Annotated in this window: 18 protein-coding genes and 2 pseudogenes; 14 read left to right on the top strand and 6 right to left on the bottom strand. The window is 41.9% G+C overall.

Going from position 1 to position 22136, the window contains the following annotated elements:
• The first annotated feature begins 177 nt into the window (after positions 1-177).
• Positions 178-1485, top strand: coding sequence for an Nramp family divalent metal transporter (locus tag MUN89_RS15305; RefSeq protein WP_396266031.1), 1308 nt, complete (start codon positions 178-180; stop codon positions 1483-1485).
• Positions 1486-1609: 124 nt separating this feature from the next.
• On the opposite strand, the gene MUN89_RS15300 is transcribed toward MUN89_RS15305, so the two are convergent.
• Entirely contained in the window at positions 1610-2179 is a 570-nt protein-coding gene (locus tag MUN89_RS15300; RefSeq protein ID WP_244708639.1) for a YgjP-like metallopeptidase domain-containing protein, read from the bottom strand.
• 68 nt (positions 2180-2247) lie between these two features.
• The gene (gene yfkAB, locus MUN89_RS15295; protein ID WP_244708638.1) at positions 2248-3366 is read right to left on the bottom strand and encodes a radical SAM/CxCxxxxC motif protein YfkAB; all 1119 of its coding nucleotides are present in this window, start codon (positions 3364-3366) and stop codon (positions 2248-2250) included.
• Positions 3367-3574: 208 nt separating this feature from the next.
• Between yfkAB and MUN89_RS15290 the strand changes: the two genes are divergently transcribed.
• The 6 genes from MUN89_RS15290 (at position 3575) to MUN89_RS15265 (ending at position 9811) form a co-directional block, all read left to right on the top strand.
• Complete coding sequence (locus MUN89_RS15290; RefSeq protein WP_244708637.1) at positions 3575-4318, top strand: alpha/beta hydrolase; 744 nt, start codon at positions 3575-3577, stop codon at positions 4316-4318.
• 136 nt (positions 4319-4454) lie between these two features.
• Positions 4455-6380 (top strand): N-acetylglucosamine-specific PTS transporter subunit IIBC, encoded by a 1926-nt coding sequence (nagE, locus tag MUN89_RS15285; protein WP_244708636.1) that lies wholly within the window; start codon positions 4455-4457, stop codon positions 6378-6380.
• 50 nt (positions 6381-6430) lie between these two features.
• The gene (gene nagA / locus MUN89_RS15280) at positions 6431-7612 is read left to right on the top strand and encodes an N-acetylglucosamine-6-phosphate deacetylase (RefSeq protein WP_244708635.1); all 1182 of its coding nucleotides are present in this window, start codon (positions 6431-6433) and stop codon (positions 7610-7612) included.
• The gene (gene nagB, locus MUN89_RS15275; protein ID WP_244708634.1) at positions 7609-8334 is read left to right on the top strand and encodes a glucosamine-6-phosphate deaminase; all 726 of its coding nucleotides are present in this window, start codon (positions 7609-7611) and stop codon (positions 8332-8334) included. The genes nagA and nagB overlap by 4 nt, the downstream gene beginning before the upstream one ends.
• A 13-nt stretch (positions 8335-8347) precedes the next feature.
• Positions 8348-9073, top strand: coding sequence for a GntR family transcriptional regulator (locus MUN89_RS15270; protein ID WP_244708633.1), 726 nt, complete (start codon positions 8348-8350; stop codon positions 9071-9073).
• A 12-nt stretch (positions 9074-9085) separates the two neighbouring features.
• A complete protein-coding gene (locus MUN89_RS15265; protein WP_244708632.1) occupies positions 9086-9811 on the top strand; it encodes an SIS domain-containing protein in 726 nt (241 codons plus the stop codon).
• Positions 9812-9856: 45 nt separating this feature from the next.
• On the opposite strand, the pseudogene rpsN reads toward MUN89_RS15265, so the two are convergent.
• Positions 9857-10067: pseudogene (rpsN, locus tag MUN89_RS15260) on the bottom strand (30S ribosomal protein S14).
• A 316-nt stretch (positions 10068-10383) separates the two neighbouring features.
• Between rpsN and thiT the strand changes: the two are divergent.
• The 7 genes from thiT to MUN89_RS15225 all read left to right on the top strand — a co-directional run bounded on the left by thiT (position 10384) and on the right by MUN89_RS15225 (position 18424).
• Entirely contained in the window at positions 10384-11022 is a 639-nt protein-coding gene (gene thiT / locus MUN89_RS15255) for an energy-coupled thiamine transporter ThiT (protein WP_318036090.1), read from the top strand.
• A 115-nt stretch (positions 11023-11137) separates the two neighbouring features.
• Positions 11138-12019, top strand: a complete 882-nt coding sequence (locus MUN89_RS15250; RefSeq protein WP_244708631.1) for a DUF1028 domain-containing protein — start codon at positions 11138-11140, stop codon at positions 12017-12019.
• A 140-nt stretch (positions 12020-12159) separates the two neighbouring features.
• On the top strand, positions 12160-12750 hold the full coding sequence (locus tag MUN89_RS15245; protein WP_244708630.1) for a DUF2087 domain-containing protein: 591 nt from the start codon (positions 12160-12162) through the stop codon (positions 12748-12750).
• 66 nt (positions 12751-12816) lie between these two features.
• On the top strand, positions 12817-14001 hold the full coding sequence (locus MUN89_RS15240; protein WP_244708629.1) for an MFS transporter: 1185 nt from the start codon (positions 12817-12819) through the stop codon (positions 13999-14001).
• A gap of 177 nt (positions 14002-14178) precedes the next feature.
• On the top strand, positions 14179-14991 hold the full coding sequence (fdhD, locus tag MUN89_RS15235; RefSeq protein WP_244713849.1) for a formate dehydrogenase accessory sulfurtransferase FdhD: 813 nt from the start codon (positions 14179-14181) through the stop codon (positions 14989-14991).
• A 14-nt stretch (positions 14992-15005) separates the two neighbouring features.
• Positions 15006-17951, top strand: a complete 2946-nt coding sequence (fdhF, locus tag MUN89_RS15230; protein ID WP_244708628.1) for a formate dehydrogenase subunit alpha — start codon at positions 15006-15008, stop codon at positions 17949-17951.
• Entirely contained in the window at positions 17951-18424 is a 474-nt protein-coding gene (locus MUN89_RS15225) for a helical membrane plugin domain-containing protein (protein WP_244708627.1), read from the top strand. The genes fdhF and MUN89_RS15225 overlap by 1 nt, the downstream gene beginning before the upstream one ends.
• A gap of 100 nt (positions 18425-18524) precedes the next feature.
• Here the strand turns inward: MUN89_RS15225 and MUN89_RS15220 are convergent.
• The 3 genes and pseudogenes from MUN89_RS15220 to MUN89_RS15210 form a co-directional block, all read right to left on the bottom strand.
• Positions 18525-18982 (bottom strand): annotated as a pseudogene (locus MUN89_RS15220) (DUF456 domain-containing protein).
• Between the two features lie 151 nt (positions 18983-19133).
• Positions 19134-21365, bottom strand: a complete 2232-nt coding sequence (locus tag MUN89_RS15215; protein WP_244708626.1) for an MMPL family transporter — start codon at positions 21363-21365, stop codon at positions 19134-19136.
• A gap of 97 nt (positions 21366-21462) precedes the next feature.
• Positions 21463-22068: a TetR/AcrR family transcriptional regulator gene (locus tag MUN89_RS15210; protein WP_244708625.1), complete on the bottom strand. Its 606-nt coding sequence runs from the start codon at positions 22066-22068 to the stop codon at positions 21463-21465.
• Between the last annotated feature and the right edge of the window lie 68 nt (positions 22069-22136).

Here is a 22136-nt window from a genome sequence, read left to right as displayed (position 1 = left end):
ATGAAAAAGAGGAGTTATTAACTAATTCATGTAGGTTAAAGAACTAAGCTCACATCGCTTAACAATGATCAATCATAAAAGTTGACGTTTGTAAAAAATTGTCCTACATTGGGCACAGTAATGTATTTTTCTCTAGGGCAAAAATTTCGACAAGAGGAAAATGCAGGGGGGTTATTCGTGGATAAATCAATGACAACTACTCAGACGGGAAACGAACTATTAGGTAATGAAAAAACCCTTCATTCGAAGAGTTTTGAACAAGCCTTAGGAAAGAAAAAAGGTCTTAAACGATTGCTTCCATTCCTTGGCCCTGCATTTATAGCAGCGGTGGCCTATATAGATCCGGGAAACTTTGCGACAAATATTCAAGCAGGATCCAAATTTGGCTATATGCTGCTCTGGGTCATTTTTGCCTCGAATCTAATGGCCATACTCATTCAATCACTGTCGGCAAAGCTTGGAATTGCAACTGGACAGAATCTTCCTGAAGTAGCAAGGGACCATTTTCCTAAATGGGCGTCCATCGGTTTGTGGATTCAGGGAGAATTAATTGTTATGGCCACAGATTTAGCAGAATTTATCGGTGCTGCATTAGGTTTATATTTAATTTTTGGAATTCCTATGCTCCCGTCAGCACTGATTACTGCTGCTGCTTCTTTCTTAATATTGGAATTACAGCGTAAAGGTGTCCGTCCTTTGGAAGCAGTGATTACCGGAATGGTATTTATTGTAGTGATCGCCTTCGGAGTTCAAGTGTTTTTTTCACAGCCAGAAGCAGCTCCTTTAATGAAAGGACTGTTTGTTCCTAAGTTCGACGGAGTAAGCAGTGTCCTTTTAGCGGCAGGGATTTTGGGGGCGACTGTTATGCCTCACGCGATCTACTTGCATTCGGCACTAACACAGAGAAGAATCGTCGGAGAAACAGAACAGGAAAAGGTGAAAATCTTTAAGTTTGAGTTTGTGGACATTCTTATTGCTATGATTATTGCAGGCTTGATTAACGCAAGCATGCTGGTAGTTGCCAGTGCACTGTTTAATACGAATGGGATCGTAATTGCTGATTTAGATGTGGCCTTTCACAATTTCGAGGTCCTATTAAGCCCAGGGGCAGCCATTCTTTTTGGCGTAGGTCTATTATCAGCGGGCTTATCCAGTTCTTCGGTGGGGACGATGTCTGGTGATGTGATCATGCAAGGGTATATAAGAAGAAGGATTCCTATTTATTTACGGAGGTTCATTACGATGCTGCCTCCACTAGCAATTATTATTTCAGGAGTGAACCCCACCTATGCTCTCGTAATGAGTCAGGTGATTCTTTCCTTTGGCATTGCTTTTGCCCTGATTCCCTTGATTATGTTTACAAGCAGGAAAAAATTAATGGGGCAGTTAGTCAATCGAAAGGGGACGACGGTAATCTCCTGGTTAATTGCCATCTTGATCATTATTTTAAATCTATTCTTACTTTATCAAACATTTTTCGGATGATCGTAATAGGAAGACTGTCAGCATTGGCTTGACAGTCTTTTTTATGAATAAAAAGAGAGTAAAGGCTGGATGCCCACTCTCTCAAAATTAGTCAGTCGATTTTATTAGGAACTCGTTGATCTCATTAACAAACTTTTTCTTTCTTTAAGTCTTCAATAATTGAAGCGATCGAAGATTTATTTCTTTGAACGACTCTCCAATTGAGATGAATACTGTCTTCTTCTTTTTTACCTAAACGTGTTTGATCCTGTTCAACCTCCGCCGGAAGCTTTTCTTCAGCTTTTTCGAACAGCCACTTGTGGAGAAGCCTTTTTAATTCATAAGTCCGCTCATCCCTGCTCATAGTTTTCGGATACAGGAAGAGAAACTTTCCTTTCTGAAACTGAAAGCTCAGCTCAAGAGCATTTTCTTTCTTTACCAACTGGTAATGACGGCCTAAATAGGCAATTTTTCTGTTCTCATCCTCCGTTATCGTGTCAATCTCATAGAGATCAGGATGAGTCTCCCTCCACTTCTCCTGGATCCAGGAAGCTTTTTTTCGTAAGAAGGCTTCTACCTTAACTTGATCCTTATTTGCAGCAGCTGTTACGTGAACGCCGTTTAAATCATCTACATAAATCTTTGTAAAATTAATGTTGGTTCTTCTGGAGAGTTGATAATTAATAATTGTGTCGTCCTGCTCAATGATTGGCATTCGTTTACTCCTTTCAAGATGTATGTGCCTGCCTTAGTACTAGTTTCCGACTTACCCATTCCAAAACCTTAAAGCCGGCTTGATCTTTCTTTAAAGTTAACCTCTGGGTAATACGTATTTTTCACGAGGATATTTGGCCCGAGACATTGTACTGCAGGACAATGGCAGTTAAGACTTTTCGCCGTCTTTGTATCCATCCATTTTTCATAGGCCTCAGGAAGACCAGTGGTTTGAATATTTCCCAGTGAAGGTTCGTCTGCAAAATCCGTGACGATGATATCTCCAGTGAAAATGTTAACGTTTAGTCTTGAACGGCCGTCTGGATCATTACGTACGGTGACATTATCTGAATGATAAAGACGGCGGAGCATTTGCAAATCGGATTCAGACGAACTGCATGGGTAGAAAGGAAGTGTGCCAAAAAGCATCCACAAATCTTCATGTTTGTGATCGAGCAGACGTGTGATTCCTTCCCGCATCTCTTCCAAACGTAACGTCTCTAAACTGCTTGCAAAATCGACAGGATACATTGGGTGAATTTCGTGCCGGGCACATTTCATTTCCTTCACGTGATCGTGAATCTTCTCCAGGTAAGGGAATGTCCGTTTGTTAAGCATTGTTTCTGCAGATACCATTACACCTTCCTCGGAAAGCCGCTGTGAATTTTCTACCATTTTATCAAAAAACATTCTCCTGCTGTCTTCTGTAGGTTTCTTCTCCATACGTGCAAAACCAGTGTGGACAAATTCTTCCACAGTTCCCCAGTTATGTGAAATATGTAAAACATCTAAATAAGGGATGATTTCCGTGTATCGGTTGTAGGGTAATGTAAGGTTCGAATTAATCTGTGTTCGTACACCACGGTGGTGCGCATATTTCAATAGTGGAAGAACATAATTCTGCACAGATTTCTTAGACATCATTGGTTCCCCGCCTGTTATACTCAATGTCCGCAAATGAGGGATTTCATCGAGACGCTTTAAAATCAAATCCATCGGGAGTGCCTCCGGATCTTTAGATTGTAAAGTGTATCCAACTGCACAGTGCTCACAACGCATATTACAAAGGGTAGTAGTAGTGAATTCAATATTTGAAAGCGTCATGTTTCCGAATTTTTCAACATCCATATAAGCTTCCCATGGATCATAGGAAGGAGAAATTTTTTGAAGCTTTTCTTTCGTATTCATCGGAACTTCCTTTCAATGCGATCTATTATTTATTCGTGAAATTTTTAACACATATGTCTTTTAAGTGGCTTGTATCGTCCTGATAAACAAAAGGCAATAGTTTCATCTTAACATTTTCACAACAAATAAGAACGGTAATTTCACGGATTAATTCTATGAAATAAGGGTACACACGTTAACGACAAGCGTTTAAAGGAGGAAGACTTAGATGGCGGAAGTTATGAAAGACGCAGAAACGCTCCAATATGAGGGGAACGAGGTCGGGATTCTGATCTCTCATGGATTCACAGGTACGACTCAAAGCATAAAACCATTAGCAGATGCCTTTAGCAGGGAGGGGTACACGGTGATCTCTCCAAGACTTGCTGGTCACGGCACGTCGCCGGAAGATATGGAAGAAACGAGTGAAAAGGATTGGATTCTTTCAGTGGAAAATGCCTATCATTGGCTTCAGGAAAGATGCGAGATGGTATTTGTCGCAGGTTTGTCGATGGGAGGAACACTTGCCCTTTACATAGCAGAAACGTTTAAGGAAGTAAAAGGAGTCATATCCATCAATGGAGCCATTGATATGCCGAAATTAGAGCAGTCTGCCGAGGAATCGACCGAGCATTTTCTGGCTGCGATTGGGTCGGACATTCATAAAGAGGGGGCATTTGAGCTTGCTTATCAAGAAACACCTGTAGGATCAGTGGCGGCTTTCGTCCGCTTGATGACGAATGTAAGGAAACGGCTGAATGGGATTCATTGTCCTATTCTCTTATTTGTTTCTGATGAAGACCACGTTGTACCACCTGGAAACTCTGAAGAAATATTTGAAACCGTCTTTTCCGAGCATAAAGAATTGGTTCACTTGGAAAACAGTTACCATGTGGCAACGCTCGATCATGATCAGGATCTGATTCTTGAAAGGAGCCTCGAATTTTTTGAAACCTACATTAACACGAAGTAAGTAAGGAACTTGCTCATTAAGGTTAAGGAACCTGTATGAGCTTTTAAAAATGAATTGGTATAGACAACTATATGTTAAGATGATAAGATGACCATGAAGCGTTTTCATTAATCATTACTTCTTAAGGAGGATACACATGTTAAATTTCTTGCAGAGAATTGGGAAGTCACTCATGTTTCCCATTGCAACTTTACCCGCTGCTGCCCTGCTTGTAAGGCTGGGCATGGAAGACTTATTGGACATTCCATTTATTACAGCAGCAGGGAATGGCATATTAACGAATTTGGGACTCATATTTGCGATAGGTATAGCCATGGGATTTGCAAAAGACGGTAATGGGGCTGCAGCATTAGCTGGTGCTGTCGGTTATTTAGTGCTAGATAACGGAATTGCATCGATTAACGAAGATGTAAATATGGGGGTATTTTCTGGAATTATCGCAGGGATCGTAGCCGGGATGCTTTACAACCGGTACCACGATGTGAAATTCCCTGACTTTCTTTCCTTCTTTGGAGGCAAGCGATTTGTTCCGATCATTACTTCCGGATCAATGGTCGTCCTGGCCTTTATCTTTGGATACTTATGGGTTTACCCTCAGTTTGTCATCGATTCAGCTGCGCATTGGATCTTAAATTCCGGTTCGCTCGGAGTAGGGGTATATGGCGTACTTAACAGACTATTGATTCCTGTCGGTCTGCATCACGTAATCAATACGTTAATCTGGTTTGATTTTGGCTCTTATACTACTGCTGCTGGTGATGTTGTTCATGGTGAAATCAACCGTTTCTTGAATGGAGATCCTGAAGCAGGACATTTCCTGGCAGGCTTTTTCCCGGTAATGATGTTCGGACTTCCAGCTGCTTGTTTAGCGATGTATGCGGCTGCTAAGAAGCATCGTAAATCTGCAGTCGGAGGTATGTTCATCAGTATAGCCCTGACTTCATTCCTTACTGGTGTCACCGAACCTATTGAGTTTTCATTTATGTTCTTATCTCCATTGCTTTATGGAGTTCATGCTTTACTAACGGGGGCATCTATGGTTGTGGCTCAGTTGTTAGGCATTCGCGATGGGTTTGGATTCTCAGCAGGGTTGATTGACTTTGTCCTCAACTACAACATTGCTGAGAAACCGTTTCTACTCATTATTCTAGGCTTGATTTTCGGAGCAATCTATTTTGTTGTCTTTTACTTCTTAATTACTAAACTGGATTTAAAAACTCCTGGACGTGAAGATGAGGATGAAGATTTTGTTGAAGAAACACAGCAAGTTGGTTCTCAGGATTCAAGCAAAGACGATTTTGATGAAAAATCCTACTATTATTTAGAAGCTCTTGGGGGATCGGAAAATATTAAATCCCTTGATTATTGTACGACCCGCCTGCGTTTGCAGATGAATGACAGAGAAAAAGTACAGGAGAATAAGCTGAAACAATATGGAGCCCGTGGGGTAATGAAAGTCGGAAAAACCAATCTTCAAGTTATTGTAGGGACATCTGTAGAATTTCTAGCTGAAGCAATGAGAAAGCGAATGCAAGGAGGCAATCAACAACCCCCTCAATCGACTCATTCGTCAACTGGAAGCAAAACGAAGCAAGCTTCATGCTCTCTTTCAGAACAGGCATTCAGCATGCCGGTAACCGGAAAAGTGTTAAAACTTGAAGAGGTGCCGGATCAAGTTTTTGCCGAGGGAATGATGGGACCGGGGTTTGCCATTAAGCCTGAACAAGAGACGTTTACTTCACCTGTTAATGGAAAAGTAATTCAAGTATTTCCAACGAAACATGCCATCGGCCTTGTCTTGGAAAATGGGTTGGAAATATTGATTCATATCGGCCTTGATACGGTGAAATTAAAAGGAGAGGGCTTTGAAACGTTAGTCGAAGAAGGACAAAGTGTGAAACAAGGCGAGCCTCTTATCCGGGCGGATTTAAAAGAAATAGAGCGTAAAGTTCCTTCAGTTATTACGCCTGTGATTTTTACAAACTTAGAAAATGAAAATATAACTCTTCATAAAACAGGTCATGTCACACAAGGACAGACTGGCATCCTATCAATAAAATAACAAAGGGGGGGAATTCCCCCTTTTTACATTTTCACAAGGAGGAGGTAACCGTGACGGCTATAGAATTTACTAACATTAGAATTGTCTCCGAAAAAAGTGTAATCGAAAAAGGGGCATTATTAGTTGAAAACGGAAAAATTACAAAAATTGCTCGGCATTCTATAGGGGGAGCAGAAGTCATAATCGATGGGGGAAGACATGACTTGTCCCTTTTGCCTGGTTTTATTGATGTTCATATTCACGGGGCAGCCGGCCACGATGTTATGGATGCTTCCTTCCAATCTTTAAAGGGAATGGCTGGGCAGCTTCCTAAGGAAGGAACGACTAGTTTTCTTCCGACGACGATGACTCAGTCTGAAAATGCAATTATGAATGCTTTATCCAATATTGCATCCTATACGAGTGAAGGACAGGCAGAAGCAGCTGCAGAAATTTTGGGCGTTCATCTCGAGGGTCCATTTATTTCGAGAAATAAGGTCGGGGCTCAGCCGCTTGAGCATGTACAGGCGCCGGACGTGTCTCAATTTGACCGCTATAATGAAGCCAGCCGCAGTTTGATTAAGCTCGTGACTCTAGCTCCTGAAGTAGAGGGGGCTATGGAACTCATTCAGCATCTTCATAAAAGAGGGATCATTGCATCTATTGGTCATAGTGAAGCCGGTATAGAGACTGTAAATCAAGCCGTAGCGCATGGAGCGCGGCATGTTACTCATCTTTATAACCAAATGAGCGGATTACATCATAGAGAACCAGGGATAGTCGGGGCTGCTTTTGTAAACCCGCTGTTGAAAGTAGAAATGATCGTGGATTATATTCATTCTCGTAAAGAAGCTATAGAAATTGCGTATCGTCACACAGGCACTGATCGAACCATCCTCATTACGGATGCTATGCGTGCGAAATGTCTGCCAGATGGGGAATATGATCTAGGTGGACAAAACGTGTGGGTGAATAATGGTGAAGCAAGGTTAGCTGATGGCACACTAGCTGGAAGTATACTGACTTTGTCTGAAGCTATGAAAAAGATGAAACGTGATCTTGATTTAAGCTATTCGGATTTAGCCGAGATTACTTCTGGTAACGCTGCGAAGCAGCTGAATGTATATGACCGTAAAGGAAGTATCAAAGAGGGAAAAGATGCGGATCTCGTGTTAGTGAATGAGGAAGGAAACGTGGTCATGACGATTTGCAGAGGGGCGATTGCTTATGACCGAAGGGAGGAAATGTTATGAATGTTATTGTAGCTGCAGACTATGAAGATTTAAGCGCGATTACAGCAAAAATCATCGCAGAAAAAGTGCGGAAAAACCCTCGCATTGTGCTTGGTCTTGCTACAGGGAGTACTCCGCTCGGAACATATAACGAGCTTGTAGAAGCTTATCAACAAAAGCAGCTGGATTTTTCTCAAGTTTCTTCACTGAATTTAGATGAATATATTGGGTTAGATCCCGATCATCCTCAGAGCTATCATGTGTTTATGAAAAAACATTTGTTCAATCACATTAATATAGACGAAAAGAATACCTTTATCCCTGATGGGCTGGCAGCAAATCTTCATGAGGAATGCAGGCGGTACGAGGAAATTATTTCGCAAATCGGCCCTCCAGACTTACAATTACTAGGCATCGGAGAGAACGGCCACATAGGTTTTAATGAACCAGGGACACCTTTTAACAGCTTTACCCATATTGTTGACTTAGCAGCTTCTACAAGAGAAGCCAATGCTCGTTTTTTCCATTCTTTTGAAGAAGTTCCCAACCAAGCGATTACAATGGGAATCGGGTCAATTTTGCGGAGCAGCGAAATCCTGCTTTTAGCTTCGGGAAAACGTAAAGCAGCAGCAATTAAACGTCTATTGAAAGGTGAAACGGATGAACAGTTCCCTGCATCTGTACTGAGCGAACATCCGAATGTTACTCTCATCGTAGATGAAGATGCTTATCAGGAAACTTAAGGGGGATTCATGGATGGTAAATAAAAATTCTCCACTGCCGATGTATTTTCAAATCGAAGAAGATCTAAAACAAAGGATGGAAAACAAAGAGTTCAAGCCTGGGGATATGATTCCTTCGGAAAGAGAACTTTCCGAGCATTATGACGTTAGTCGTATGACGGTCAGGCAGGCCATAACCAATATGGTTAGTGAGGGGTTTCTTTATCGCGCAAAAGGAAAAGGAACATTTGTGGCCGAAAGCAAAATAGAACAACCTTTGCAGGGAATGACTAGTTTCACAGAAGATATGAATCAAAGAGGAATGGAAGCCAGCAGTGAACTTTTAGAATTCGATGTCATTCCTGTGTCAAAAGAGATGGCTAGAAAATTGCAAATGGATCCCAATCAAAAGGTTTACAAAATTACGAGAATCCGTTTTGCTGATCAAAAGCCAATGGCTGTAGAGCATACATTTATTCCTGTTACTTTAATTCCTGATTTAAGCGAAAAGGATGTACAAGGGTCATTGTACCAGTATATTGAAAAAACAGAGAAGCTTACGATTGCAAAAGCAACGCAAATGATTGAAGCAACGACCGCGGATACCTATCAAGCAGAGCTGCTGGACGTTCCTCAATCGTCTGCCATTCTTCTTATTGAGCGTAACAGTTATTTACAGGATGGAACTCCGTTTGAAATTGTAAAATCTGCTTACCGTGCTGATCGGTATAAATTTATCAGCGATATATATCGCTCATGAGGTGGTGCTCCTATGCAGTATTTAAGTAAAGCTGCACAAACTTTAAATGATTTAGCAAAGAGAACAGAGAGGTCCGTGGACGTAATAAGCGAACAGTTAGCGGAGTCCATTATGAATGATGGAATTATTCATTTGTTTGGATGTGGTCATTCCGCTCTTCTTGCTCAGGATTCATACTACCGGGCAGGTGGCCTTGCTCCAGTTCACCCGATAATGATTGACTCTCTCATGCTGCACAAAGGAGGAGCCAAGGCAAGTCGGAATGAAAAAAAACATGGCGTTGTTAATGATCATTTAAAGTCTGTAGATTTCCAGCCGCAGGATTGTCTCATTGTCATTTCGAATTCTGGTAGAAATCCTGCTCCCATTGAAGCAGCTTTATATGGAAAGGAGACAGCAAAGGTGCTTGTTATTGGCTTATTGTCCCGTCAATATGAAAGTTCTCAACCTTCCCGCCATTCGTCTGGCAGACGCTTAGAGGATATCGTTGACTTGACGTTAGATTCTAATGTACCCGTTGGGGACGCACTTCTCTGCCATGAGGAAATCTCGCAATCGTATGCTTCTTTGTCAACGGTTGTTGGAGCTGCCCTGCTTCAACAGCTATTTGCCAGCACCATTGAGAAGTTACTCAGTAAAGGAGAAAATCCGCCGATTTTTCTAAGTGGAAATGTGGACGGAGCAGGGCAACATAATCAGCTGCTTATGGATAAGTATCGATCCAGAATAACTTTTTAGAAAATGTAAAAAACCCATCAGTCTTAAAGGCTAATGGTTTTTTTATTACCAGCTCGCTTTTTTTACGCCGGGGAGTTGTCCTTTATGGGCTAATTCTCTAAATTGAACACGTGAAACTCCGAATTTACGCATATATCCGTGCGGACGGCCGGTTAAGGAACAGCGGTTGTGCGAACGGGTTGGGGATGAATCCCTCGGGAGTCTGCGTAATGCTTCGTAATAGCTGGTTACGCTTTTCGCCGTACTTTTCCACCATCGCTTGTCTTTATTGTTCTTTAACAATTTTAGACTTTTTAGCCATTTCTGCACCTCATAATTAGTAATTATTACTAATTAAACCATAAAGTGAAAGGCTGACCCTGTCAATCGATGGATTTTCAGATTAAGGCTGGTTCTTTATGGGAATACGTAAAATAATCAAATGAACATAAGATCCTTCCAGCTGGACTCAAACAAAATAGTGAAAAAAACTTCAGGGGGAGCGTCTGGCTGAGAGTGGACACATTTATTTGTTCAGACCCTTAGAACCTGACAGTTAATACTGGTGCAGGAATGAAATGGGAGAATAGGCAATGCAGCAACCCTGTTGGTATACCGGTTATGCATTGCTTTTTTATGCATGGGGAAGGAGTGGAATGATGAGGAGCAGAAGAGTCTTGTTTTTAGTTGAAATGGCAATATTTTCAGCGATTGCTGTTTTACTAGATATTATTCCTTTTTTATCTTTTAAATTATGGGCACAAGGCGGTTCGGTTTCGTTTTCGATGGTGCCTGTACTGATCATGGCTTTCCGCTGGGGATTAAAAGGAGGATTAACCTCAGGGTTTTTATTAGGCTTGTATCAAATATTGCTGGGAAACGCATTTCTAGTAACCCCGGTGCAAACTTTTCTTGATTATATAGTGGCTTTTACGTTGATTGGACTTGCCGGCTTAACTTCTGCTCAAGTAGCAGCTGCAGCCCATAAAAATCGAGTGAAACGGATGGTAACAGGAATCATTATCGGCTGTTTTATCGGTAGTTTATTTAGATTTCTCAGCCACTTTACTGCAGGTATTGTATTCTATGGGAATTTCGCACCGCCGGGCCAGCCGGTATGGCTTTATTCCTTAATTTATAATGGAGGATACATGCTTCCTGATTTTATTTTGAGTGCTGTCCTTGTAGGGCTGTTATTTGTAAACCGCCCCATGCTTGTACAGAGAAAATAATCCTCGGCCGCTTTTTCCGGAAAAGGGGCTCGTTTTTATCGAGTAGATAAGCAGGAACTGCATGGATTTAACAAGAATGATAAATTAAGAAGTGAAGACCACAAGGAGTGAAGAGATGGGAGAACCTTCCAATATTATCGCGACGTTTTCCATTGTAGGTTTTGATCCTCACACGGAGGAACTCGGCGTTGCTGTTCAGTCGAAGTTTCTTGGCGTGGGTTCAGTTGTACCGTGGGCAAAAGCAGGTGTAGGAGCTATAGCAACGCAAGCTTTTGCAAATCCGGCTTTCGGCCCTGAAGGACTTACTTTATTAGAAAAGGGACTTAGTGCAGAAGATACGTTAAATGAATTATTAAAAAAAGATGACCAATCAGAGCATAGGCAAGTAGGAATAATGGATGCTCAAGGGAATGGAGCCACTTACACGGGAAAAGAATGCTTCGAGTGGGCTGGTGGTGTGACTGGACAAAATTACGTGGCACAAGGCAATATTCTCGTTAACCAAGCTACAGTAACAGAGATGGGAACAGCCTTTGAAAAAAATCACGGTTCTCTGGCAGAACGACTGCTCGCTAGTTTGAAAGCGGCTCAGAAAGCTGGCGGGGACAGCAGAGGAAAGCAGTCCGCTGCTTTATATGTAGTGAAAGAAGCAGGAGGCTACGGGGGCTTAAGTGATGTGATGGTAGATCTGCGTGTCGATGATCATCCAGAACCTATTGAAGAGCTGGAACGGCTTTACCGGCTGCACCAAATGTATTTTGGGGCTGTTAAAAGTGAAAATATTAAGCAAATTGAAGGAAATCTTAAATCTGACACTGCCTCGCATTTATTTCGACTGGGTTATTTGCAATCGGAACTAGCGTCCCTGGAAGATATTCTTGACGCTTTTCAAAATTATATCTATACGGAAAACTTTGAGGATCGGGAACAGAAACGGGGTTATTTGGATCTTGAAGTTTTTGATTTTCTAAAACAACAAGCGTCCAGTGAAAAGTAACTAGAATGATGTTCTGGCTTGTAGAGAAATGAAGTCTTCTCTACAGGCTTTTTTTATGCCAAAGGTGAGAATAAACGATTGACTTGTCCATCTAATTAAACTAATATCTAATTAGATAAACATTGAAAGAGGTGAAGAAGTTGCAATTAGACAAAATGGTAGCCTTTCATAAAGCTGCTGGTGATCCCACAAGAATACGAATTATAGCTTTATTGCGAAAAGGGCCTTTACATGGACAGGCTCTGGCAGGGAAACTGGGGCTGCGGCCGCCAACCATTACGCATCATATAAAAAAATTGAAAGACAGTGGAATGGTTTATTCCAGAAGAGATAAAAACACCATTTATTTCTATTTAGATGAAAAAAAACTGGAATTTATGACGACAGCAATATTAAGAATAGGAGATGATGAAACAGTGAAAGCTCAGGAACTACAAGTAACAGAACAGGAGCAGCGGAAGGTGATCAATAGCTTCATAACCAAGGACGGAGCATTGAAACAACTTCCAAGTCAGCTCAAAAAGAAGCTTGTGATTTTGTCTTACTTTGTTCAAAGCTTTGAACAAGGACACGTGTATGATGAAAAAGAAGTGAATGAATATATTAAAACCTTCTTTCATGATTTTGCTACTATTCGAAGAGAATGGATTATGCACCAATTCATGTACCGTGAAAATAACCAATATGAATTAAATCCTCAGGAAATGTGGCCGGTAGTGGTAAAGAGGTAACTATGTGTTGCTTCTTTTTTTTGTAATCTAATTAGATGTATATCTAATTAAAAGGGTAGTGGGTTTATGCTTTTGAAACATCCGTATAAGCATTTGTTTTTCTCAGGCATCGTTAATGGAGTAGGAGACCGCTTCAGCCAGGTGGCTGTACTCACTTTGCTTCTAGATCTCACCGGTTCCGGACTCGCGGTCGGTACTGCAATGGGAATCAGGATTCTTCCTTATCTATTGCTTTCGCCGGCAGTCGGGCGGCTTTCGGATGCTGTCAATCCAAGATTTCTGCTAATCGGGACGGATTTGGTGAGGGTGCCTTTTGCATTCATCTTCTTACTCGTCCATTCAAAGGAGGATTTGTGGATTGTATATGCAGGACTCATTGTCCTATCCTGCGGAGAAGCCTTTTATCAGCCGGTCCGTAAAAGCAGTATTGCAAAGATCACGGAAAAAAATAGACTGATGAAAGTAAACGGCCTGGAACAGGTAGTGCTGGGAATTGTCCTTATTGCTGGTTCTATCACTGGCGGTTTAGTAACTTACTGGATTGGGATAGATATGGCGTTTCTATTAAATGGCTTCAGCTTTATTGCTGCTGGATGGCTTATCAAGGGACTTCCTAATTTCATGTCCGAATCTAAAGGAGCTTCTAATGACCACTCTCCAAAAACACGAGTACATTTGAAGCGTCTTCCTCCTGTGGTTCTTCTCGTGATTATCGTAGAATTGGTTACATCAGCTCAAGATGGAGTATTTAATACACTAATTAGTTATTATGGTTCGCAATCGTTTAATTTAGGGGGACTCGGGATTGGTCTCCTTTACGGCGCGCTTGGCTTTGGACTAGTGGGAAGTTTTTTTGTGACTCGAGTACTCGCCCGCAATTACTTGATGATTGGTCTCACAGCGATGACATTGGAAGGTCTTTTGCAAATAGGGGCAAGTCAAGCAGATACCATTTTGGGGGCAGCCTTGCTTTTTTCAAGTATTTCGTTTGTCGGCGGTATCGGAGCAAGCAGTTTTCATGCCATACTAATGACTCACATTAAAGAAGGCTGGCAGGGACGAGTGTACGGGTGGATAGAGTCATGGACAAACGTAATCTTAGGTCTTGTGATGCTAGTCAGTGGTATTGCTGTAGATCTATATTCAGCAAACAAAGTAGGATTTGCCGGCGGGAGTCTGGGAGCTGTCACAGGATTAATTATTAGTGCTCTGTTAGCAGTAATTACATTTCAAAGTAAACGAAGGAATTAACCTGCTCTTTATGAATAGAAAGGGAGAAGATAGGAATCTTATGAAAAGCAGGCTTACAGACATCATGCTTGTAAGCCTATTTATTTTTGCAAAATACTTTGTTTTCAGCATATTTATGTTTTATCCCTCGTCGAAAAGGTAAAATAGTTACTACAACCGAGGAAGTGAGGAATGAGTATGGGTAAAGGGACCTACACATGGAAAATATCCAAATTTCAAAAGGATCAGTTGATGGAAACAGAGGATGTAGTGGCCGTTGAGTATCCTATTACCATACATATTAACGGGGAAGAATTTGCAACTATGGTGTGTACCCCTCTGCATTTAGAGGAATTAGTGGTAGGTTTTCTAGCCTCAGAAGGAGCGATTCTCAAGCGGACCGATATAGCCTCGCTTGAGATTGATGAAGATGCCGGCTTTGCCCATGTGGAACTGAATCGCTCCTTACCTGATTTAACCCAGGGAAATAAAAGATGGATTGGCTCCTGCTGTGGGAAAAGCCGTGCGTTCTATTTTCAAAATGATGCTAAAACAGCCCGTACAGTTATGAATCACTTCCAAATTAAGCCTGGGCAGTGCTTTAACCTTATGGAAGCCTTTCATACACAAGCGGAAATGTTTCAAAAAACAGGAGGAGTTCATCAGGCTGCCCTTGCGACTGAAGAAGGACTTGAGCTCGTTTTTTCAGACATTGGAAGGCATAATGCACTGGATAAATTATATGGGTACATGTTGCTGCACCAACTAACAAAGCGGAATAAATTAATTATTTTCAGTGGCAGAATTTCTTCTGAAGTATTGCTGAAAATTTCAAAGATGGGGATTGGATTGCTTTTGTCAAAATCGGCACCTACGAATCTTGCTTTGGAGCTTGCTGAAGATTTGAACATTACGGCAGTTGGTTTTGTCCGCAAGGAAAGGATGAATGTGTATACACATCCGGAACGGCTGAATATGGAAGGCCAGGCAAACAATCGCGAGGTTTTATAAGGGAGGAATTCAAATTGTTGGAACGAGAGCATACAGTCGTAACTATAAATGGAAAAGAATACTTAGCTGATCCCGGGCAGAATTTACTTGAATTAATTAATTCAGCCAGTGAATCTGTTCCACAGATCTGCTATAACGAATCTCTAGGCCCGATTGAAACGTGTGATTCCTGTATCGTCCAAGTGAATGGGGAACTTAGAAGAGCTTGCGGACTCGTAGTTGAACCTGGCATGCGTGTTCAGACAGAGCTTCCACATGTTAAGAAGGCTCAAAAGGAATCCCTTGATCGCATCCTTGAAAACCACGAATTATACTGCACGGTTTGCGATTACAATAATGGGAATTGTGAAATTCATAATACAATGGCTGAGTTCGGTCTTGAACACCAGTCCAGACCATTTGAACCCAAGCCTTATAATAAAGATGATTCCGGCCCCTTTTACCGTTACGATCCTGATCAATGCATCCTTTGCGGACGTTGTGTGGAAGTATGCCAGGATGTGGAAGTAAACGAAACCCTCACTATTGATTGGGAGCGTGAACAGCCCCGGGTTATTTGGGATAATGATGTGCCCATTGATCAGTCTTCCTGTGTGAATTGCGGCCAGTGTTCTACGGTCTGCCCTTGTAATGCCATGATGGAGAAAGGGATGGAAGGAGAAGCTGGATTTTTGACAGATCAAGAACCGGGAATCCTTAAATCGATGATCGATCTTACAAAAAAAGTAGAAACCGGTTACGGTCCTTTATTTGCTGTATCTGATTCCGAGGCAGCGATGAGGGAAGAACGGATTAAGAAAACGAAAACCGTCTGTACATATTGTGGAGTCGGCTGTTCTTTCGACGTATGGACAAAAGATAGAAAAATTTTAAAAGTAGAACCAAATGCCGAATCTCCTGCTAATGGAATCTCCACCTGCATAAAAGGAAAATTCGGCTGGGACTACGTGAACAGCGATGAGCGGCTGACAAAGCCTTTGATTCGTGAAGGAGACAGCTTTAAAGAGGTGGAATGGGAAGAAGCTATTGCTTATGTCGCTAAACGTTTTAAAGAAATAAAGGAAGAAAAAGGAGCGGATCATTTAGGTTTTATCGCCTCTTCCAAAGCTACGAATGAAGAATCCTATTTAATGCAAAAATTATCGCGGCAGGTGATCGGGACTAATAATGTGGACAATTGTTCCCGTTACTGTCAGGCCCCGGCGACTAAAGGATTGTTTCGTACCGTCGGCTACGGGGGAGACTCCGGCTCTATTTCGGATATTGCCAAAGCTGAGCTCGTGATTACGATTGGTTCTAATACAGCTGAATCCCACCCCGTGCTTGCCTCAAGAATTAAGCGCGCCCATAAATTGTTTGGACAAAAGCTGTTCGTTTTTGATTTAAGGAAGCACGAGATGGCTGGACGTGCGGACCGGTTTTATCAGCCTGAATCAGGGACGGATCTTGTGTGGCTTTCAGCTGTTACCAAATATATTCTCGATCAAGGATGGGAAGATCAAGCGTTCTTAGATGAATGGGTGAATCAGCTTGACGAATATAAAGAAAGTCTGAAAGGCTTCACGATGGACTATGCAGAAAAGATGACAGGTATTCCTCAGCAGGATTTAAAAGAAGTAGCTGAAGAAATTGCTAACAGCGGAAAAGTCGCCATCTGTTGGGCTATGGGTGTCACCCAGCATATGCGTGGAAGTGACACGAGTACGGCGATTTCTAATCTCCTGCTTGTTACCGGGAATTATGGAAAACCAGGCGTCGGAGCGTACCCGCTTCGCGGCCACAATAACGTACAGGGCTGCAGTGATTTTGGCAGCATGCCTAATTTCTTTCCTGGATATGAAAATACAACGGATGATGAAGTAAGAGAGCGTTATGAACAAGCATGGGGAGTCGATTTACCAGCTGAGCCTGGAATGGATAACCATGAGATGATTGAAGCTGTTCATTCAGGCGATTTATCTTGTATTTACGTGTATGGGGAAGATACCGGTGTAGTAGATTCCAACGTCAATTATGTTCGTGATGCTTTTGAAAAACTTGATTTCTTTGTCGTTCAGGATTTATTTTTAACGAAGACTACGGAATACGCTGATGTTGTCCTTCCTGCAGTACCAAGTCTCGAAAAAGAAGGGACGTTTACAAACACGGAACGCAGAATTCAAAGACTTTATAAAGTCATGGATCCATTACCTGGTCCGAAGGCTGATTGGGAGATTATGACTTTGCTGGCGAAAGAATTAGGGTTTGACTGGGGATACAGCCACCCATCCGAAATTATGGAAGAAGCAGCCAAGCTTGCTCCATTATTTGCCGGTGTAACTTATGAGCGTCTCGAAGGCTATAAATCTCTGCAGTGGCCGGTGGAAGAGGATGGGACAGATACCCCATTATTATTTCTTGATGGATTCCCGTTTGAAGATAAAAAAGCGAGGCTTTATCCGCTGGAATTTGAACTTGAGTACAGAACAACAGAAAAATATGACTTGCACGTTAATAATGGAAGATTGCTTGAACACTTCCACGAAGGAAATATGACATATAAATCCGAAGGCATCTCCAGGAAAACGCCTGACTCCTTTGTAGAAATATCACCGGAACTTGCAAAAGAGCGCGGAATAAAAGAAGGTGGAGAAGTCAGGCTCATCTCTGACGCAGGTGAAGCTGTCGGAACAGTCACCGTGACCGACCGGGTGCGCGGCAAAGAGCTGTATCTTCCATTAAACGGACGGGGGAAATCTGCCGTAAATTTATTAACGGACAACCGTGTAGACAAGGATAGTAATACGCCGGCATACAAAGAGATTGCTGTCAAAATGGAAATTGTAAAGAAAGAGGGCCAATCCCCGCTTCCTTCCAATAATCACCGGAACGGAAACCCTGTACCGCAAATCAGTGTGGAAGTAGAACGAAAATGGCAGCGGGATGATTACCAATTCCCAGGGAATGAGGTGAGAAAATAATGGCTAAACCAATCACTTCTATTAAACGATATCAAGTGCCGCGTGAGGAACAGGTAGAGAACGATGTAAATGAAGTTAAACAAGCGGTGGCTGACAATAAAGAAGCGATTCTAAAAGGAATTCAATTGCTTTCTTCATTGGAAGAGGAAGGGACATTAGACGCTGCTTATTCCTTTTCGAAGAAAAAGGAGCAAATCCTGGCAAATGTAGTGAAAGAATTAAATCGAGAGCAGTACACTCCTATGCTTGAGAATATACCTGAATTGGTATTCCTGCTTGGTGAAATTGATGGAAAAGCGCTTAGGGAAACAATGGCCAGATTTAATCGTGGACTTGAGGAAATGGAGTCTACGGATGAGGATAAAAAGACTTCTGTGTTTGAACTCGCCAAATCATTAAAAGATCCTGAGATTAATCGAAGTATTACGATGCTTATGCAGTTCCTGAAAGGGATGGGAAAAAGTCAAGGCTAAGAGAACAGTTGCTTGCAGAGAACCTGGGGTTTTCTGCAAGCATTTTTTTATGAATTTGTCTGCTCAAAAAATCTGAACTATTTTGAGAAAAGATTCCGACCTATAATTCCAAGAAAAACCAAACGACCATCACTAGTTGAACGACAATCTTTGCAACTGCACCGCTCAAAAAACCCAGTAATGAACCTAAAGCGGCTTTCCAAGCTTCGTTTGCTGTACGTTTTTGAACGAGCTCCACGATTATGACTAAGACAAACGGTACAAGGAGGATCCCAAAAGGGGGAAGATGAATGAACCGACAATGACTCCGATTGCTGCCGAACGCTCGCCCCATTTACTTCCGCCGTACCTTTTCACGAAGTAGCTGTTAGCAATGATATCCGAGACGATTAATAGAATGGTTAACAAGGCGGCTCCAATCCAAAAATAAATAGAAAGAGCACCATTATTAATAAAAAAGAAATAGCCAAGGAAGCCGATCCACAGCATCAGCGGGCCGGGGATAATAGGGTAGATCAGGCTGACAAAGCTCGCAATAAAGCAAATAATAATGACCATCCATACAATATAATCCAAGTAATCACCTCCCACTCTACTTACGATCCAGTATGACTGATTGCTTCACTTTTACACAAAAAAATCGCACCAGCAATGGAAGGGTGCGATTTTTTGTGTAACGATCTTTCCCTTTTCTTTTTGAATGAGAGGATTAGGCTCGTTCAGAGGAGCTTTTCTGCTTAGCGCTATTTATTTTTCCCGGCCAAAACGCCCGTTGCCCTAATATTCCTGTCAGTGAAGGGACGAGGAACGGCCGAACGACAAAAGTATCAAGCAGCACACCGATAGCAGTTACCGTTCCGAATTGCACAAGTACTTGAATGGGGAGCGTGATTAATACAGCAAATGTGCCCGCTAAAATTAAACCTGCCGATGTAATAACAGAACCAGTTTCTGACACACCTTCACTAATCGCTTTAGATATACCCATCACCCGGCTCTTTTTCCAAATGCTTGAGATCATAAAGATATTGTAATCTTCTCCCAGAGCTACGATGAACACAAAAGAATAAAGCGGGATAAATCCTTGAAGTTCTGCGACACCAAAGCCGTAATGAAGGATAATCCATCCAATTCCAAGTGCACTGAAATAAGAGAGAAGAACAGTGGCCATTAAATAGACCATGGCTGTCAAGGATCTTAAATATAAGACAAGCAGTAAAGCAATCATCCCTATAATGACCGGGATAATCACTTTTGAATCGCGATTCGTAATTTGGAGCGTGTCATATTGCTCAGCCGTTTGTCCCGCAATCCATACGTTGTCTTCAGGTTGGTCGATAGTAGCATTCGAAAGGGATTGTTCAGCAATGCTTCTTAACTCTTTTATTTTATTTACTGCTTCTCGAGAATAAGGATTAATAGCAAACTCAGCATTGTAATTCAGAAGATTACTATTTTTTTCTCCTTCTTGTGGTTCTTCGACTTTAGCAATATAAGAAAGAGATTCAAGTTGATCTTTTAAATTTGTATCCTTACCATCTGTTTCGACAATGATCTGCAGGGGTGCAAGCTGGCCTCGGTCAAAATGGTCTCTTATTAAGGCATACCCTTCTCTCGAAGGTGTGTCCTCAGGGAAAGTGGAAAGAGTATCAAACGTATATTTGGCTTGAGCAGCAAATAGAGCCATAGCTCCTAAAATAAGAGTGGTAACTATAGCAAGTGTCCATTTCTTATGCACGACCATTCTGCCTAACCGGTCCCATGTGGAAGGTTTGTTCTTTTTCTTGGGCACTGGTTTGCCTTTCTTTTTAGCCCGATTTTCTTCCATTTCCTGTGTCCTTGGTATGAATGGAAAGAAGGAACCACGGCCAAAGATTCCCAATAGAGAAGGAACCAGAGTCAGGCTGGCAATCATCATGATAAAGATGGCTAAACTGAAGGGAATTGCAAACCTTTGAATCGTTCCATATTCAGCAAGCAGCAACACAAGTAAAGCAATCATCACTGTAAGACCGCTCATAGCGATCGCTCCTGCGGAACTACTGAAGGCAAGCTTCATGGCTTGAACTCGACTCTGTTCAACCTTGAGAAAACTCCGGTATCTTTGGATTAGAAATAAACAGTAGTCGGTTCCAGCCCCAAATAGTAGAACTGTCATAATAGATAACCCTTGAGCATCAAAAGTAATCCAGCCTTCTTGAGCCATCCAGCCTAATATTGGACTGATCGCGCCATAAGCAAATCCTACTCCAATAAGCGGGATCACTGCTAAAATAGGGGAACGGTAAATGACGAGTAAAAAAATTAATACAAGGGCAATCGTTGAGAGAAGGAGGGAAATATCAGCGTTTGAAAATAATCCTTCCGCATCTATAGAGATTCCAGCGGGACCTGTAACTCTGCTGATCAGCTGGCCAGAAGAAAGATCAGCTGAGAAAGGCTCCTCGCCAAACTCTTTTTCAGCCAGTGTTTTAAATGATTTAAGATCTTCTTTATATGCCTCTGTTTCAGCACTCTCCTCTAAAAAGATCGGCTGAATAAACGTCGTCCCGTCTTCTGATACTTGCTGTTTTAATGCCTGAGGAGGAAGCTGAAAGAAAGGGACGGTACCCTCCTGGTGAACCAGCGGTTCTTCCGTTATTTGTTTTGAAATCGCTTGAATGTGAGCTAAGTCGTCGTTTGTTAATCCGCTTTCTCTGTACCAGGTAATTAACGCAGGAACTCCAGAACGCGAAGGAAATTGATCTTTGGCTAATGCTGAGGCTTCCACAGAAGGTACCTCTTCATCAAAGTTAGGAGCTGCGTTATCTTCTTGCGAGTTCGCCTGAGGCAGTAACCCATTAAGCAAACCGATAATAACGATCCAAATGGCCAATGTGATCCATTTGCCTTTCTTTCCACTCACTCTTTGTGAAAATGTTTCGAAACGGTTGTTTTCCATAATGTAGACCTCCTGGATTATGATTTAACTTATCAGTTGATAAGGAGAAGGTAAAAAAAGAGGCAGGCAGTTAGTAGACCATACACTCTCTAAGCGATTACATGTGTTCTGATGCAAAACCGTATAAGAAGAAACTAACCAGCTTTTTAGCTGTACTTTCAGCATTTCCGACGTCGTCTTGTGAGCTTTTGTACTTTTCTGTAGAAAGAGAATCATTAATTAGAGTCATAAACAATCTGGCGCTGACTGCAGGGGAAAACCCGCTTTGTAATGGATCCCGTAAAAAACCTTTCTCAAATCCTGAAGTGAAAATTTCAATCATTGGATGGAGGTAGGCTTCATGCCACCATTGTTCAATGAGATCGCGAGATTCTGACGGCAGCTCGTGATGAATGTCGTGAAACATTTGGGTAAGGTCTTCGGGATGGTTATCAATCATATAAACCACAATTTTGTAAAGGCAGTCATCTATAGCAAGATTTTCGTCTAAAATCTTTTGCATAGCCGCTTTTGTGCGATTAGCCACACTGCGAATCACTTCCACATAGAGCTCTTCTTTCCCTGAAAAGTGATGGTAAAGCGCAGGCTGTGTAATTCCGCAAGTATCAGCAATCTGTCTTGTTGATACTGCTCTGTAACCATATTCCATAAATAGATCGCGGGCAACCCGAATAATTATGTGCCTCGTTTGTAACTTTTTCATAGCATCGATCCTTTAAGTGAATGCATCTTATCAAATGATAAGTTCTTTTAAATGAATAGTAATCCATT

The organism is Halobacillus salinarum (assembly GCF_022919095.1).
Lineage (GTDB): Bacteria > Bacillota > Bacilli > Bacillales > Halobacillaceae > Halobacillus_B > Halobacillus_B salinarum.
The sequence above is the reverse complement of the archived record's forward strand: the minus strand, read 5'-3'. Positions and strand labels throughout refer to the sequence as shown.

What these genes read in the sequence shown, in the direction of transcription:
- MUN89_RS15300 (WP_244708639.1), bottom strand. Translation starts at nt 2,179, where the DNA reads ATGCCAATCATTGAGCAGGACGACACAATTATTAATTATCAACTCTCC.
- yfkAB (WP_244708638.1), bottom strand. Translation starts at nt 3,366, where the DNA reads ATGAATACGAAAGAAAAGCTTCAAAAAATTTCTCCTTCCTATGATCCA.
- MUN89_RS15290 (WP_244708637.1), top strand. Translation starts at nt 3,575, where the DNA reads ATGGCGGAAGTTATGAAAGACGCAGAAACGCTCCAATATGAGGGGAAC.
- nagE (WP_244708636.1), top strand. Translation starts at nt 4,455, where the DNA reads ATGTTAAATTTCTTGCAGAGAATTGGGAAGTCACTCATGTTTCCCATT.
- nagB (WP_244708634.1), top strand. Translation starts at nt 7,609, where the DNA reads ATGAATGTTATTGTAGCTGCAGACTATGAAGATTTAAGCGCGATTACA.
- MUN89_RS15270 (WP_244708633.1), top strand. Translation starts at nt 8,348, where the DNA reads ATGGTAAATAAAAATTCTCCACTGCCGATGTATTTTCAAATCGAAGAA.
- MUN89_RS15265 (WP_244708632.1), top strand. Translation starts at nt 9,086, where the DNA reads ATGCAGTATTTAAGTAAAGCTGCACAAACTTTAAATGATTTAGCAAAG.
- thiT (WP_318036090.1), top strand. Translation starts at nt 10,384, where the DNA reads ATGCAGCAACCCTGTTGGTATACCGGTTATGCATTGCTTTTTTATGCA.
- MUN89_RS15250 (WP_244708631.1), top strand. Translation starts at nt 11,138, where the DNA reads ATGGGAGAACCTTCCAATATTATCGCGACGTTTTCCATTGTAGGTTTT.
- MUN89_RS15240 (WP_244708629.1), top strand. Translation starts at nt 12,817, where the DNA reads ATGCTTTTGAAACATCCGTATAAGCATTTGTTTTTCTCAGGCATCGTT.
- fdhD (WP_244713849.1), top strand. Translation starts at nt 14,179, where the DNA reads ATGGGTAAAGGGACCTACACATGGAAAATATCCAAATTTCAAAAGGAT.
- MUN89_RS15225 (WP_244708627.1), top strand. Translation starts at nt 17,951, where the DNA reads ATGGCTAAACCAATCACTTCTATTAAACGATATCAAGTGCCGCGTGAG.
- MUN89_RS15215 (WP_244708626.1), bottom strand. Translation starts at nt 21,365, where the DNA reads ATGGAAAACAACCGTTTCGAAACATTTTCACAAAGAGTGAGTGGAAAG.
- MUN89_RS15210 (WP_244708625.1), bottom strand. Translation starts at nt 22,068, where the DNA reads ATGAAAAAGTTACAAACGAGGCACATAATTATTCGGGTTGCCCGCGAT.